The sequence below is a fragment of the Bacillus arachidis genome, from assembly GCF_030285945.1.
Classification (GTDB): domain Bacteria; phylum Bacillota; class Bacilli; order Bacillales; family Bacillaceae_G; genus Bacillus_A; species Bacillus_A arachidis.
In genome coordinates this window covers 579,270-593,419 of the sequence record NZ_CP127376.1, presented here as the reverse complement: position 1 = coordinate 593,419, position 14,150 = coordinate 579,270, and the positions used below count along the sequence as shown (strand labels likewise).

The following is a 14,150-nucleotide window of genomic DNA, read 5'->3' as shown; positions in this document are numbered from 1 at the left end:
ATTCATGTCATCTTATTCAATGGTTCTATTCCCTTCTCTTCGCTATACTAAAAGTACAGAACCACAACCAAAAGAGCTAAAAGAGGAAAAATGATAGAAGTAATGGTAAACAGAAAATTCGTAGCGATAGAATTAAATCAAGAATTAGAGGAGGAATAGATATGAAACAGCACAAACATCTTATTTTTTTAATTTGCGGCACAATAATCGTCACTTCAGGATTAGCAATTCTTCCTTGGTTTATTGTATAAAACTTCTATCATTTGTTGATTCCTTCCTATACAAAAATCCCCTGTATATAGCATACAGGGGATTTTTTCCTACAAATAAAAAAGCTCGTTACTTCTCTAAATGCAGCAACGAGCTTATACATCTATTATAGAATTCCAAAAAATTTATTAGCACACGTCACAATGATTAGCATAGATACAGCAATGCACATCACAACTGCATTGCGCTCTTGTTTATCTTTTTGAAAACGTTCTTCTTTTTTACTCATGTGTATAATCCCCTTTATAGCAATAAAAAAAGTGTGAGATAGGAGATTTTCCTTATCCGATGCGAGGTGAATACGAAATTTCTCACTATCTCACATACACAATAGAATGGAATTGTCATTTTATAAATAAAATGACATGACGTTATGTCGCAACATAGGGTATTTTGTGTCGCTACGCCTTTTATTATAAAAAAGAGTTGTGCAAAAGTAGTGCATTTTTTATGTCAATTGCCATAGTACAAAAAATGCACTACAATTCAATCACATAAACAGAGTTTTTTATCGTTTTCATGTAAACTATACAAGGTAGACTGAATGTTTTGAGGTGCACAAGAACTATGATAAAAATTTTATTAGTAGATGATGAAGAGCGTATGTTGCGATTATTAGATTTATTCTTAAGTCCACGTGGTTATTTTTGTATGAAAGCCACATCTGGTATTGAAGCTCTTGAATTAGTTCAACAAAAAGACTTCGATATCATTTTGTTAGATGTCATGATGCCCAAGATGGATGGATGGGATACCTGTTATCAAATCCGTCAAATCTGCAATGTTCCAATTATAATGTTAACAGCTCGTAATCAAAACTACGATATGATAAAGGGACTCACACTGGGAGCGGATGACTATATTACAAAACCTTTTGACGAACAAGTGCTAGTTGCCCGAATTGAAGCTGTGCTACGCCGAACAAAAAAGGACGGTTTTATCAGCTTCAATGGCATTGAATGGGATAAAACAAAGCATACTGTTACTGTTTACGACGAAAAAATTTCACTTACACCTATCGAGTTTTCATTACTAGGACTGTTTTTACAAAATACCAATCGAGCATATAGCCGTGATGATTTAATTGAAAAAATATGGGGATATCAAACGGATATTGAATATCGTACTGTCGACTCACATATCCGCAATATCCGTGATAAATTACGAAAAAAAGACTTTCCTGTTGAAAAATACTTAGAGACCATCTATAAGGTGGGATATAAGTGGAAAAGTGAATAAAAATAATAAAGTGAAACTTTTCTAGGTAGGAAATGGCTCGCCCCACACTTAGAATTATTTAAGCAACTCGTGATACAACTCTGGTCAGTGGTTAGATTCTTCCCACTGACCATTAATGTGACATAAAGGTATGGTGAAAAAATGAACAAGCTTTCCCTTAAAATTGGTACATGCTTTTTAATATTAGCTCTATGTCTTGAAGCCATCGCTTTTGTATCTTTTTATACAAGTTTGTCGAACATGCGTATTGAAGAAGAAAAAGCCGCTCTTTTAGAAAAAGGAAAGCGCTATAGCAACTTTATTTCAAGACGTTATGGTCCACGAGCTTTTGAACATGCTGCAGCAATGGAATCACATTCTAATTCAGACACAAAGTTAGTCATAACAGACACCAATGGGCAAATACTTTCTTCTTCTGATCCGATAACCCCAGAAATGAAAAAGCAACTTGCTAACAAAATACGTTGTACTTCAATAGATGGAACTATGATTGAAAAAAATTGGAAAACATCGAAATATATTTCAACAGCAACGCCGATTATCATTCATAAACAAATTACTGGGTATGTACATATGTTTTTAGATACAGCATTTTTAGAAAAAATGATTCTTCGTTTAGCACATCAATTTATTATTATCGGTATATTAACTCTTGTTTTAACAACAATTTCTGTCTTTATCTTTTCTCGTGTCATTACTGATCCTCTTATTAAAATGAAACGTGCAACAGAAAAAATGTCAAAGTTAAATAAACCAATTAAATTAGGAATTAAACGCAATGATGAACTTGGTAGTTTGGCCAAAACCATTGAAGAATTATCTAGTGAATTGACCTACATGAAAAAAGAACGAAATGAGTTTCTTGCAAGTGTAGCTCACGAACTACTCACACCACTTACCTATATGAAGGGTTATGCAAAAGTGGCTAAACGAGATTCTCTCTCTAAAGAAGAGCGTGAAGAATATTTACAAATTATTGAAGACGAAACAGATAGTGTAACCGAACTTGTTCAAGACTTATTTGATTTAGCGCAACTTGAACAGCATCAATTTATTATTAAAAAACAAGAGATTCCTTTACAGCCTTTTCTAGAACGCATGATTGAAAAAACCAAACCAACACTTGCTAAAAAGCAAATAACAATTAAATTTCACTGTAAAGATGATCCTAATGTCTATATGGATGAACGTCGAATGGAACAAGTAATGCTAAATTTATTACACAACGCCTATCAGCATTCTTATGAACAATCAGTTATTACTGTACACGCCTATCAAAATGAGAATACTTTTTCTATAAGTGTGCAAGATGAAGGTGAAGGGATTCCACAAGAAGATATCCCGCATATTTTTGATCGTTTTTATCGGGTTGATAAATCAAGAACTCGAGCTACGGGTGGTAAAGGAATTGGTTTAGCTGTTGCAAAAGAAATTGTTGAGTTACATAGCGGCTCCATACAAGTAAAAAGTCAGTTAGGAATTGGAACAGAATTTATTATTGAATTACCAATTGAATAGTATGTACGGTAAATCACCAGTAGTATCTTTTCTTTCAAACTGCTGGTGATATTATGTTAATAGCCATTATTTATTAACCTTTTAAGAAAAAAAACAGTAAAACATCACTAGAAAAAGCTATCTTTTTGAAATTATTCTTATTTCAATATAAAATATAACTACATTTGTCAAAGATTTGGAGGGTGATATAATTGGATATCCATGTATTAACAAAGGATGAAGCAGAAATTTATTTAGAACTTCGTGTAGAAGGATTAAAACAAAACCCTGAGGCTTTCAGCTCTTCTTATGAAGATATTATTAATAAAGAATGCCCGATTGAGTATAAAGCACAAAAATTAGCCCAAGATGAAAACTATACATTAGGTGCATTTAAAGACGGTACATTGATCGGTGTTGCAACCTTGGAAACGAAACCATACGTAAAACAAGAACATAAAGCAAAGATTGGTTCGGTATATGTATCGCCAAAAGCACGTGGACTTGGAGCAGGAAAATCCCTCATTAAAGAGTGTATTGAACTTGCAAAAACATTAGAAGTAGAACAAATTATGCTTGATGTTGTGGTCGGAAATGACGGTGCAAAAAAACTTTACGAATCATTAGGATTTAAAACTTTTGGTGTACAAGAGCGTTCTTTAAAATATAACGGTCAATATTGGGATGAAGAGCATATGGTTTTATTCTTAGATACAGAAAAGTAATAAAAAAATCCTCAAATATATGAGGATTTTTTTATTAGCGTTTTACAGTGCAAACCACGCATTATATAATAATTGAATTGCCTCTTCAATCCCTGCCTCTGATAAAATAGCGAACCCAAGTAAAACCGTATTTTTAGGAGTACTTCCTTCTTTATAATACGTAGAAACAGGATATACTTTTATACCGTTTTCAGCTGCCCTCTTTATTAATTCTTCTTCTAACATTTCGTTGTGAACCTTTAATAAAATATGTAAGCCAGAGTCTTCCCCAATTACTTCCGCCTTATTAGAAAAGTACTTTTCTATTGCTGAGACAAGAGCATCTCTCTTTTTCCGATAAACGACTCGCATCTTATAAATATGCTTTTCCCAATGTCCTTCATTTAAAAACCTTCTAATAATTTCTTGATCAATTCTTGAAACACTTTGTGCATAAAATAAATATTGTGTTTGATACAACTCAATTAGCTGTTTTGGTAGCACCATATAGCTCATCCGTAATGATGGAAGCAAAGCTTTTGAAAGTGTTCCCATGTAAATTACATTCCCTTCTGTATCAAGCCCTTGCAACGCTGGGATCGGCTTTCCAGAGTAACGGAACTCACTATCATAATCATCTTCAATAATATAACGCCCACTCCTCCCTTGTGCCCATTGTAATAGTTGCATCCTTCTTTTAATTGGCATAATCATTCCACACGGAAATTGATGGGATGGAGTAACGAACACAACATTCGCATTGCTAACTTCTAAATCTGAAATACAAATCCCATCCTCATCAAGCGGGAGCATTTGAACATTTTCTTCCCCCTTCTCAAAGACAACCAACTTTCGGTGATACCCTGGATTTTCAACTGCAAAATGACTTCCCTTTAGTAACTGAAACAACATTCTTATTAAAAATTGTGTTCCGGCTCCTATTACAATTTGACTCGCTGAACATCTCACACCCCTTGATTCATATAAATATTTCGCAATCTCTTCACGTAAACTGGATTCACCTTGAGGATGCCCAAGAAATAGAAGGTCCTTATTTTCCAGTTGCCATACCTCATTTGAAATTTTCCGATATACAGAGAATGGAAATGTATTTGCATCTACACCCGTTTGTGTAAAATCATATTTATATTTCTGTTCCTCATGCAATACTTCCTTAACGACTTCTCTTTTTTTCATTGTATGTATCATTTGTTCAATTTCACATACAAAATACCCCTTACGTGAAACCGATTCAATATATCCTTCTGCAAGAAGTTGTTCATATGCCGATTCCACTGTATTTTTACTCACTTCTAAATGCATTGCTAACTTTCTTTTTGCTGGAAGCTTCGTCAAGGGAGGGATTTTTCCACTTCTTATTTCCGTTTTTATATACTCGTATAACTGTACATACAGCGGGATTTTTTTCTCCATATTCAAATTTGGTGTTAACTCTAACATAAAATCTGACCCCTTTACAAAATGCATTATTGATACTTCTTACAGTACCAGAAGTTATATATAATTCTTTTATCATGTAAATTTTAAAAAATCAATCCTAGAAAGGAGCATCATGATGAACAATAACAGACGGCTCGGCCTCATTATGATTATTACAGGAGCTACTCTATGGGGATTATCAGGTCCAATGATTCAGTGGCTCTTTCAACATACGAAAGTATCATCTATTGATTTTTTAGTAATTCGCCTATTACTTGCTGGGGTCTTTATTTTATGTTTTCTACTTATAAAAAAACAAAATATATTTCGTATTTGGCAACACCCACGCCATCTTTTACAACTTATCATTTTCTCTATTCTTGGAATGCTTGGCGCCCAGTATGCTTTTATTGAAACAGTGCATATTAGCAACGCAGTTACCGCTACTTTATTCCAGTTTTTAGGGCCAGTTCTCATTACCGTTTATGTTGCAATACGGTATAAAAAACTTCCTTCAACTATGCAAGTGTTATCCATTGTCGCTGCCCTAACAGGCACATACTTTATTATTACAAATGGATCAATTGAAAATATTGTTTTATCGAAGGAAGCTATTTTATTTGGTCTATTAACAGCTATTGGTTTTGCCTTTTATACACTTCACCCTGCTTCTCTTATTAAACAATGGGGCACAACTCTTATTATTGGCTGGGGTATGTTAATCGGGGGCATTTCACTATTTATTTATAATCACTCTTTTGAATGGAAACAACTTTCACAAACCTTTACACTTCCAACATTCTCTATGCTGATTTTAATTATTATAAGTGGAACGCTTTCTTTTCTTCTCTACATTGGCAGTTTAAAATATTTATCCGCAACAGAGACCAGTATTTTATCTAGTATTGAACCGCTTGTAGCAGCTATCGTTTCCATCACTTGGCTAAAAGAATCTTTCGGCGCATACCAATTACTAGGCGGTGTATGTATCGTCATCGCCGTTATTTTCTTAACAATGCCAGAAAAAGAAGCAGAACCTACATTCATACCTGAACAAATATAGTGCAAAATATCGAAAGAGGTCATACTAAACTTCTGACCTCTTTTTATGAATGAAAAGGAATTGTCCGCTCTTCTAGCAAATACAATTACACTAACAATGAAAAATAGGAGTGTGGCAAAATGAAAAAAATTGGCACTGTGCTACTTTTCTCCTTTCTCATCACTGGATGTACCTCAATCGAGCAAGATTCCAAAGCACCTATAAAAGAAATAACAAAAACCTCTCAACCTCAAAATAATGTACCTTCATTTTTTCACTTAAGCGTCTTAAAAGATGTTAACTGGGAAGAAAGTCCTTCCTTTGTAGCTGGAAAGACACCATTAAAAGGCATTGAAGGAAAAGTTGCAATTGCAGATAGTACATTCATTGCTGGTGACAAAAATAAACGGATGTGGTTCTTCCTCGATCCACAAATGCCATCTGGAAAACTATCTATTATCGCCTTAAAACAAGGATCTACAAAACCGACTCCCATACTCTTTCAGGATGAAACTTTCGAACAAACTTGGACCGCTCCTACTCCCATTCATTCAAATATAAAAGAACTCCCTTTCCTTATGTCACTACCTTCTCCTGGATTATGGGTCTTAAATGTCTATATTGATGAGGAATATTATGAGCAAATTGTTATTCAAGTAGAAAAAAGTGACAAAGCTTAATGTCTTTCTTACAACAATGTAATTGTTATGTCATCTATTTCGATAGTTGCATCCCCTTCTCTCCCTTATACTAAAAGTAAGAAATGAAACAACAAACAAGGAGAGATGAGAGATGAAAAAAGTAATGGAAGTTGTAGTGGCTTTGGTAGAGGTTTTCGTAAATGGAAAGCAAGTTGCAATGGAGCTGAATAAATAATGCAAAGCGAAATATTTATTACTAATAATATAAAACCATAAGCGGAGGTACGATTTCTTTATTGCTCTGATCTCTTATCTCACTAAAAACGCAGTGCCTCCTTAAAAGGGCACTGCGTTTTATTATTTATAACTTGGCATTTTTGTAATCTGTGCGACTCCTGACTCGATTGCCGCTTTTGCTACTGCAGCAGCAACACTTGGAACAACTCTTTTATCTAAGGGATTTGGAATTACATAATTCTCATTTCGTTCTTCATCAGTAATGATGTTAGCGATTCCATATGCTGCAGCTAACTTCATTTCTTCTGTGACATCTGTTGCACGTACATCTAATGCACCACGGAATATACCAGGGAATGCTAAGACATTGTTTACTTGGTTTGGAAAATCAGAACGTCCTGTTCCAACAACCGCTGCTCCAGCCTCTAGTGCATCTTCTGGGAATATTTCTGGTACTGGATTCGCCATTGCAAACACAATTGGTTTCTCATTCATTGTCTTCACAAGTTCTTTTGTTAATACGTTAGGAGCAGATACACCGATAAAAATATCTGCGCCGTCAATCGCTTCTTTTAATGTTCCACGTACAAATTCACGATTTGTTTCTTTCGCAATCTCGATTTGTGCAGGGTTCATCCATGATTCTCCTTCACAAACGATACCTTCTAAACTTACTAACGTCATATGCTGCGCGCCTGCATTTAATAACAATTTACCAATTGCAATCCCTGCAGAACCGGCACCATTAATCACAATCTTCACTTCATCCATCTGTTTGTTTACAACTTTTAAAGCATTAATAACTGCAGCTAAAACAACAATTGCTGTTCCGTGTTGATCATCATGGAATACTGGAATATTTGTTTCTTCTTTTAAGCGCTTTTCAATTTCAAAACAGCGCGGCGCTGCAATATCTTCTAAATTAATACCTGCAAATGTAGGTTCTAAATTTTTAACAATGGTTACGATTTCATCTACATCAGTCGTTCCAAGACAAAGCGGAAATGCATCTACATTCGCAAATTTTTTAAATAAAATACTTTTCCCTTCCATAACAGGCATAGCTGCCTTCGGTCCAATATCACCTAATCCGAGTACTGCTGTTCCATCCGAAACAACTGCCACCATATTACCGCGCGCTGTGTAGTCATAAGCTGTTTCTTCATCTGCAGCGATCGCTTTACAAGACTCAGCCACTCCTGGTGTATATGTCAAACTTAAATCATCTGCTGAATTTACTTCTACTTTACTTGTAATTTCAATTTTTCCTACCAATTCTTTATGAAGTAATAATGAACGTTCATTAATTTGACTTTCTAACATATAAATAAACTCCTCCTAATTTGACAAGCTAGCTACGTTTTTACATAGCTAGCTTGTATGATGATAAATTATGAAAACATTTTTAATAAAATTGTCGCTGTTACAACCATAGCAGCGCCACCTAAACGCGTTGAAATTTGCGCAAATGGCATTAATTCCATACGATTTGAAGCTGATAAAATCGCAACGTCTCCAGTTCCGCCTAATCCGCTATGGCATCCTGTTACAATCGCAGATTCAACCGGGAACATTTTCATGACTTTTCCAATAAGGAAACCAGTCGTGATCATTGTGATTACCACTGATGCACACACCGCAACATATCCAACTGAAAGAACAGCTGCCACATCTTTTAACGGAATGTATAACAATCCTAAACCGACCATTAATGGCCAAGTTAAGGTTTTCGAAATAAATTTATATAAGTGATATGCACCTTGTTCCATTTTTGCTGGCATTAATTTGAAGTATTTCACAAGTGCTGCTGAAAAGATCATAATGATTGCTCCTGGAATACCAATAAATTTAGAAGCAAATCCACCGAAAATAAAGAACGTACATGCGATTAATAAACCTGCTCCCATTAATGAGAAGTCAACTGGTTTTTCTGTATTTTGTTCTTTTAATAATTCGTCTTGATCACCTGTTTTTACCAACACACCATTACCGCTAAGTTCTGGTTTTTTCTCACCTAATCGCTTCATATATCCAGCGCCTACAATCGCAAACATATTTCCGATAACCGCTGCTGGAATAAGCTGAGATACAAATGTTGCTGATGATTGATTTAAAATCTCGCTGTAAGCTAAGGAAAGTGGTAAAATCCCTTCTCCGATACCACCGCTCACAATTGGTACAATGATAAAGAAGAATGTTCGCTTCATTTCAAATCCAAATAATGTTCCAACTAATAATCCCACTGCAATAGAAGCGAGTGTTCCTACAACTAACGGAATAAACATACGAATAAACCCTTGTACTAACACTTTTCGATTCATTCCTAAAACACTTCCGACTACTAAACAAGAAATATATAAATATAAAAAGTTCGATTTTTTCATTAGCATCGTCGCTGCTTCCATTGAAGCTGGATTCATCCAATTGAAAAACACTAGTAAAGATGGAATAAATAATGAAAGAATTGCTGGTCCACCAATATTTTTTAAAATCGGGATCCTCATCCCAATATCACCTAAGAAAATTCCCATAATCATAATGACTGCAAATCCACCAATCATATCAGCAGGTAATTTGTTATATACAGATGCTCCATAAATAATAGCTGCTAATACGATATATAACGGTAAAGGTATAACGCCAATTTTAATATTCATAATTTTCGAAACAAAAGTTTTTTGTTCCACTTCTGTTGTTTCCACGGATGATATCGCTTCCACTTTTTTTTGAATCCCCATATAGGCACCTCCTTATATTCTTGTTTATAATATTAAAACGCTTTCAACAGTAAAAATAGTATTTGTAAGTTTTGTAACTAGTTTTGTAATTAAAAAAAGTATAAGCGACTTACATAAGTCGCTTATACATACAAACGTATTTTGTTTTCATCGATGCATCGTAATTTACTTACCGGTCTCCCTACATGTTGATAAACCATTTCATTTTCTAAAACTCCAATTTCAGTTAAAAACATTACATACTTTCGAATAGACACCCTTGAAATCCCAACTAATTGAGCCATTTCATCTGTTGTAAATGCTTGTCCATGAAGCGCTTCTATTTGCTTCCATATCAACTGTAATGTTTGCTTTGTTAGCCCTTTTGGCAGTTCTTTATCTGCATGAATTTCTACTTTTTCTTTTTGTAAAATCAACGTATCTAATTCAGATTGGCTAATTTTTTGCTGTTCTTTCATAAATATAAATTTTTCTCGATATGCGGTTAATGCTTCCTTAAACCTTTCAAATGTAAATGGTTTAATTAAATAATCAACAACTCCATATTGAAGCGCTTTTTTTATACTTCCCATATCATGCACAGCTGAAATCATAATTACATCAATTTCTTTTTCTTGACTCCTAATATGCATTAACAAGTCAAACCCTGTATCACCAGGCATAAAAATATCGAGCAATACGAAATCTATAGCCGACTTTTTTAATATCTCTACTGCTTCTTTCACAGAATTAGCTATATGAACAAGTTCAAATCCTCCTACTTGCTCTAAATAATGCTTATTTAACATCGCTACCATTGGATCATCTTCTACAATCAAAACTTTGATCATGTTCCTATCTCATCCCTACTTTTGTATGGTATTTCAATGGTTATTGTCGTTCCTTTTCCTAACAATGAATCGACATGTATGCTTCCATCTATCCGCTTTAAACTATCATTTACAAGATATAAGCCATACCCTCGATTTGTTCCTTTTGTGGAATACCCTTTGACAAATACTTTTTCAATTTCTTCTTTCGGGATTCCAAATCCTGTATCTTTCACTGTAATAATCAATTTATCCTGATATTGAATAGAAATATCTACTCGCTTATATTCACAATTCATCACCGCATCTAATGCATTGTCGATTAAATTTCCTACAATTGTAATGAGTTCATGAATAATGCTTTCGGCATATGGCTCTGGTAAGTAAGAATTTTCACTTACAATAAGTTGGACATTCTTTTCCCTTGCGTAACTAAGTTTACCAAGCATAAACCCTGCAAATACAGGATTTTTTATTTTTTGCATCACACCACCAATTTCATATTGATGCTCCGAGACCATGTTACTAATATAGGTCTCTAATTGTCCATAATGCTTCATATGTGTAAGCCCTAATACAACGTGCATCTTATTCATAAACTCATGAGATTGTGCCCTGAGCGCTTCTGCATAAAGTCGAATATCTGTTAATTGTTCTGCTAATTGCCTAATCTCTGTTTTATCACGAAATGTTGCAATGGCACCAACAATTTCTCCTTTAACATATAAAGGAACTCTGTTTGTAACAATGGTAATTCCATAAAGATTTTGTTCCTCATACAATTGTGCTTTCCCCGTTTGTAACACTTCTTTTATACATGAGTTAGGCATATACTTCTCAATATCTTTACCAATAAAATCTTCTTCGAGACCACTCTTCTTAAATAACCGTTTCGCTTCGTTATTAATTAAAGTAACTCTCGCATCTTTATCGACAGCAATAATTCCTTCTTTAACAGATTGTAACATCGTATTTCGTTCTTCTAAAATTTTTGCGATTTCGCTAGGTTCAAGATCAAATAAAATTTTCTTAATATGTCTAGCTAATAAAATAGCACCTATAATTCCAACTAAGATTCCAACACTGATACCAATATAAATAATGTGCCTACTCTCTTTTACCCTCTCATGCACATTATCAGCTGAAATTCCGACAGCGACAACCCCAAGTTGTTCTTTTGCTTCAGAAAAGATCGGTACAAAAACTCGCATAGAAATTCCTAACGTTCCTTCTGCCATCGATACATGTTCTTTCCCTTTCAAAGCTATCCCCTCATCTCCTCCAACAAAATGATGACCGATTTTCTGAGGATTTGGATGAGATTTTCTTATTCCATTCATATCCATGACTACAATAAATTGAACATCTGTATTTTTTAATAAACGATTTGTATACGTTTGAACTTCAGATATATCTTTTCTTCCTACTAAAGCATCAATGACAAGTGGCGAATTCGCTACAATACGCGCGATTGTTTTTGCTTTTTCAGCCTGACTTTCTTCCGTCGTACGCTCGACATTATGACTAATTAATATATCTGTCACAAGTAAAGAAAGTAAAATAACAGTACACACTAGTAATGTAATCGTCTTCCATAAACTTAACAACTTTTTTCTTTTCCTCATCCCTTTATTGTCTCCCTTATTCCTTCTTTATTACACGTGAAATCTATCTTACTTATTCTTTTTTATAAATACAACCATTTCATTTTCATTAAATACGGACATCTCCCTTAATTCATTCTCTCACAATAGTTTCTATCCACTTTTTATTCTTACAACAACGGAATTCTCATGTCTTCTCCTTCGATCGTTGCATCTCCATCTTTCCCTTATACTGAACGTATAAAATGAAATACCAAACAAAAAGAAATGAGAGATAAATAATAAAGAGGAGTTCAGTATAATAAGTATGCTGAACTCCTCTTATTTTTTCTTGAATCTATTCATGTTGTTCCATATAGCTAATTGCCTGACTCCCCATTTGTACCCATGCCTGTTCAAAGTTTTCACGCGGAACACTTACACTTTTCGTGTCACTAAGCGGGTCATGTATATACACCGATTCTTCATCGTAGCCAACAAGAAGAACGCAATGTTCATTATATGTAATAGAAACATTACCTGAATCCGTTTTCCATATATCAAATTCATCTTCATCTAAAGGTGCATACGTTGCATTTGTAATCATCACAACTGGTGCGCCTTCTTTTACAGTTTTATAAATTTCATCTATGTTCTCACCTGTCAAATCAACAGCGCGATTCGGTAAATATTTGTTTGCTAACTGAAACAATGGTTCATGATACACGCCATATCCTGATTCAGAAAAAGTATAAATATTCCCTACAAACCCCTCATGTGGATTACCGCGTACACCATCATTTGAAAAGGAAACTTTCTGTATTTCATCTGCTAGTGTTAGCTTATCTACAGAAATACCTGCGTACTGTAACATCATAGCTAAGCTTGTTACTTCGCAACCTCTGTCTAGCTCTGGTAACTGCTGAATAAAGGGTACATTTTGTAGTACTACTTTTTCTTCATCCATATTCACTAGTTCCCTTTTCTTTTGATTAAATTGGTTTGAGACGATTCTCTTTACACTCTCTACATGTTTAGTAACAGGAATTATGTCACTTCTTTTCATATATACACTACAGATAAATATTCCTAATACAATTACACATATATACATCTTCCACTTTCGTATCATCCTTCTATCTTCACGCCCTTTTTAATTCGTTAAATACGAATAAAAAGCATCCGCATCTGTTTGAACCATAGGTAAAAAGACAAGTTCCTTTCCCTTTTCAGGCTGTTCTTCTTTTATTTTCTCTTTTAACTGCTCCATATTTGTATTTGTACGATCTATACCAAGCTCGTCTGCAATTTGTATTACTTTCTGCTCATTGATTTCTTTTAGCACTTGGTAAATATCTTTACCATATAAATCAATATGAAGTATTTTTGCTTCGGCTTGAATTTTCCCCTCATATACTTCTTGCGCTAACTCCTCTATACCTTTCCCTTTTTGAGAAATCCCGAGATTTTCTGCTTCTTCTTTTACCTTTGTTCCATAAACCTCTTCAGCAACTTCATCTATTTTTTTTCCTTCTTTTGAAATACCGAATTTATCTGCTTCATCACTTAATTTGATTGTATTAATTTGATTGATTAAATCGACAATGGATGTATTTTCGATCGGTATTCCTAATTTTTTTGCTTCCTGTTTTATTTTTGTTTCATAGATTTCTTCTGAAAGAACCCCTACATCTTTTCCCTCAGTAAAGATTCCTAATTGTGCCGCTTCTCGATCAACTTCTGTTTCATGAATCTCCTTTTCTAACATAAGTTGCTCTTTTCCATCCGTTTCAATTCCTAGTTTTTGCGCCTTCTCCTCTGTATAGGCCACATGTATTTCTCCGTTATTCAGTTGTTCATTACTACACTGCGAAAAGTTAGTTTCGCCTTTTGACGTTGTAGAAGCAGACGCCCCTCCCATTACGCTTAAACTCATTATTCCAATAACAA

General features: G+C 34.4%; 13 protein-coding genes. 5 read left to right on the top strand and 8 right to left on the bottom strand.

The window, feature by feature from the left end; all coding sequences use genetic code 11:
* Nucleotides 1-376: 376 nt before the first annotated feature.
* Nucleotides 377-499, bottom strand: coding sequence for a hypothetical protein (locus tag QRY57_RS04705; protein ID WP_090692978.1), 123 nt, complete (start codon nucleotides 497-499; stop codon nucleotides 377-379).
* 338 nt (nucleotides 500-837) lie between these two features.
* Between QRY57_RS04705 and QRY57_RS04700 the strand changes: the two genes are divergently transcribed.
* The 3 genes from QRY57_RS04700 (at nucleotide 838) to QRY57_RS04690 (ending at nucleotide 3,731) form a co-directional block, all read left to right on the top strand.
* Nucleotides 838-1,509, top strand: a complete 672-nt coding sequence (locus QRY57_RS04700; protein ID WP_208018460.1) for a response regulator transcription factor — start codon at nucleotides 838-840, stop codon at nucleotides 1,507-1,509.
* Between the two features lie 141 nt (nucleotides 1,510-1,650).
* On the top strand, nucleotides 1,651-3,027 hold the full coding sequence (locus QRY57_RS04695) for a sensor histidine kinase (RefSeq protein WP_026593949.1): 1,377 nt from the start codon (nucleotides 1,651-1,653) through the stop codon (nucleotides 3,025-3,027).
* Between the two features lie 191 nt (nucleotides 3,028-3,218).
* The gene (locus tag QRY57_RS04690) at nucleotides 3,219-3,731 is read left to right on the top strand and encodes a GNAT family N-acetyltransferase (protein ID WP_286016770.1); all 513 of its coding nucleotides are present in this window, start codon (nucleotides 3,219-3,221) and stop codon (nucleotides 3,729-3,731) included.
* A 42-nt stretch (nucleotides 3,732-3,773) separates the two neighbouring features.
* Here QRY57_RS04690 and pdxR read toward each other — a convergent pair whose 3' ends face one another.
* On the bottom strand, nucleotides 3,774-5,171 hold the full coding sequence (gene pdxR / locus QRY57_RS04685) for a MocR-like pyridoxine biosynthesis transcription factor PdxR (protein WP_286016769.1): 1,398 nt from the start codon (nucleotides 5,169-5,171) through the stop codon (nucleotides 3,774-3,776).
* Nucleotides 5,172-5,286: 115 nt separating this feature from the next.
* Here pdxR and QRY57_RS04680 point away from each other — a divergent pair, with 115 nt between their 5' ends.
* Nucleotides 5,287-6,213 (top strand): DMT family transporter, encoded by a 927-nt coding sequence (locus tag QRY57_RS04680; protein WP_286017803.1) that lies wholly within the window; start codon nucleotides 5,287-5,289, stop codon nucleotides 6,211-6,213.
* 119 nt (nucleotides 6,214-6,332) lie between these two features.
* Nucleotides 6,333-6,872, top strand: a complete 540-nt coding sequence (locus QRY57_RS04675) for a DUF4871 domain-containing protein (RefSeq protein WP_286016768.1) — start codon at nucleotides 6,333-6,335, stop codon at nucleotides 6,870-6,872.
* Between the two features lie 318 nt (nucleotides 6,873-7,190).
* Here the strand turns inward: QRY57_RS04675 and QRY57_RS04670 are convergent, their stop codons facing one another.
* The 6 genes from QRY57_RS04670 to QRY57_RS04645 form a co-directional block, all read right to left on the bottom strand.
* The gene (locus tag QRY57_RS04670; RefSeq protein WP_026593954.1) at nucleotides 7,191-8,393 is read right to left on the bottom strand and encodes an NAD(P)-dependent malic enzyme; all 1,203 of its coding nucleotides are present in this window, start codon (nucleotides 8,391-8,393) and stop codon (nucleotides 7,191-7,193) included.
* Between the two features lie 68 nt (nucleotides 8,394-8,461).
* Complete coding sequence (locus QRY57_RS04665; RefSeq protein WP_286016767.1) at nucleotides 8,462-9,808, bottom strand: 2-hydroxycarboxylate transporter family protein; 1,347 nt, start codon at nucleotides 9,806-9,808, stop codon at nucleotides 8,462-8,464.
* A gap of 122 nt (nucleotides 9,809-9,930) precedes the next feature.
* Nucleotides 9,931-10,638 (bottom strand): response regulator, encoded by a 708-nt coding sequence (locus tag QRY57_RS04660; RefSeq protein ID WP_286016766.1) that lies wholly within the window; start codon nucleotides 10,636-10,638, stop codon nucleotides 9,931-9,933.
* Nucleotides 10,635-12,242: a sensor histidine kinase gene (locus QRY57_RS04655; RefSeq protein WP_286016765.1), complete on the bottom strand. Its 1,608-nt coding sequence runs from the start codon at nucleotides 12,240-12,242 to the stop codon at nucleotides 10,635-10,637. The genes QRY57_RS04660 and QRY57_RS04655 overlap by 4 nt, the downstream gene beginning before the upstream one ends.
* 316 nt (nucleotides 12,243-12,558) lie before the next feature.
* Nucleotides 12,559-13,332, bottom strand: a complete 774-nt coding sequence (locus QRY57_RS04650) for a C39 family peptidase (RefSeq protein ID WP_286016764.1) — start codon at nucleotides 13,330-13,332, stop codon at nucleotides 12,559-12,561.
* Between the two features lie 21 nt (nucleotides 13,333-13,353).
* The gene (locus tag QRY57_RS04645) at nucleotides 13,354-14,136 is read right to left on the bottom strand and encodes a transporter (RefSeq protein WP_286017802.1); all 783 of its coding nucleotides are present in this window, start codon (nucleotides 14,134-14,136) and stop codon (nucleotides 13,354-13,356) included.
* Nucleotides 14,137-14,150 lie beyond the last annotated feature (14 nt).

Excerpts from the sequence above, each read along its gene's own strand:
- pdxR (WP_286016769.1), bottom strand. The coding sequence starts at position 5,171 with ATGTTAGAGTTAACACCAAATTTGAATATGGAGAAAAAAATCCCGCTG.
- QRY57_RS04645 (WP_286017802.1), bottom strand. The coding sequence starts at position 14,136 with ATGAGTTTAAGCGTAATGGGAGGGGCGTCTGCTTCTACAACGTCAAAA.
- QRY57_RS04650 (WP_286016764.1), bottom strand. The coding sequence starts at position 13,332 with ATGATACGAAAGTGGAAGATGTATATATGTGTAATTGTATTAGGAATA.
- QRY57_RS04705 (WP_090692978.1), bottom strand. The coding sequence starts at position 499 with ATGAGTAAAAAAGAAGAACGTTTTCAAAAAGATAAACAAGAGCGCAAT.
- QRY57_RS04655 (WP_286016765.1), bottom strand. The coding sequence starts at position 12,242 with ATGAGGAAAAGAAAAAAGTTGTTAAGTTTATGGAAGACGATTACATTA.
- QRY57_RS04675 (WP_286016768.1), top strand. The coding sequence starts at position 6,333 with ATGAAAAAAATTGGCACTGTGCTACTTTTCTCCTTTCTCATCACTGGA.
- QRY57_RS04700 (WP_208018460.1), top strand. The coding sequence starts at position 838 with ATGATAAAAATTTTATTAGTAGATGATGAAGAGCGTATGTTGCGATTA.
- QRY57_RS04665 (WP_286016767.1), bottom strand. The coding sequence starts at position 9,808 with ATGGGGATTCAAAAAAAAGTGGAAGCGATATCATCCGTGGAAACAACA.
- QRY57_RS04660 (WP_286016766.1), bottom strand. The coding sequence starts at position 10,638 with ATGATCAAAGTTTTGATTGTAGAAGATGATCCAATGGTAGCGATGTTA.
- QRY57_RS04680 (WP_286017803.1), top strand. The coding sequence starts at position 5,287 with ATGAACAATAACAGACGGCTCGGCCTCATTATGATTATTACAGGAGCT.
- QRY57_RS04670 (WP_026593954.1), bottom strand. The coding sequence starts at position 8,393 with ATGTTAGAAAGTCAAATTAATGAACGTTCATTATTACTTCATAAAGAA.
- QRY57_RS04695 (WP_026593949.1), top strand. The coding sequence starts at position 1,651 with ATGAACAAGCTTTCCCTTAAAATTGGTACATGCTTTTTAATATTAGCT.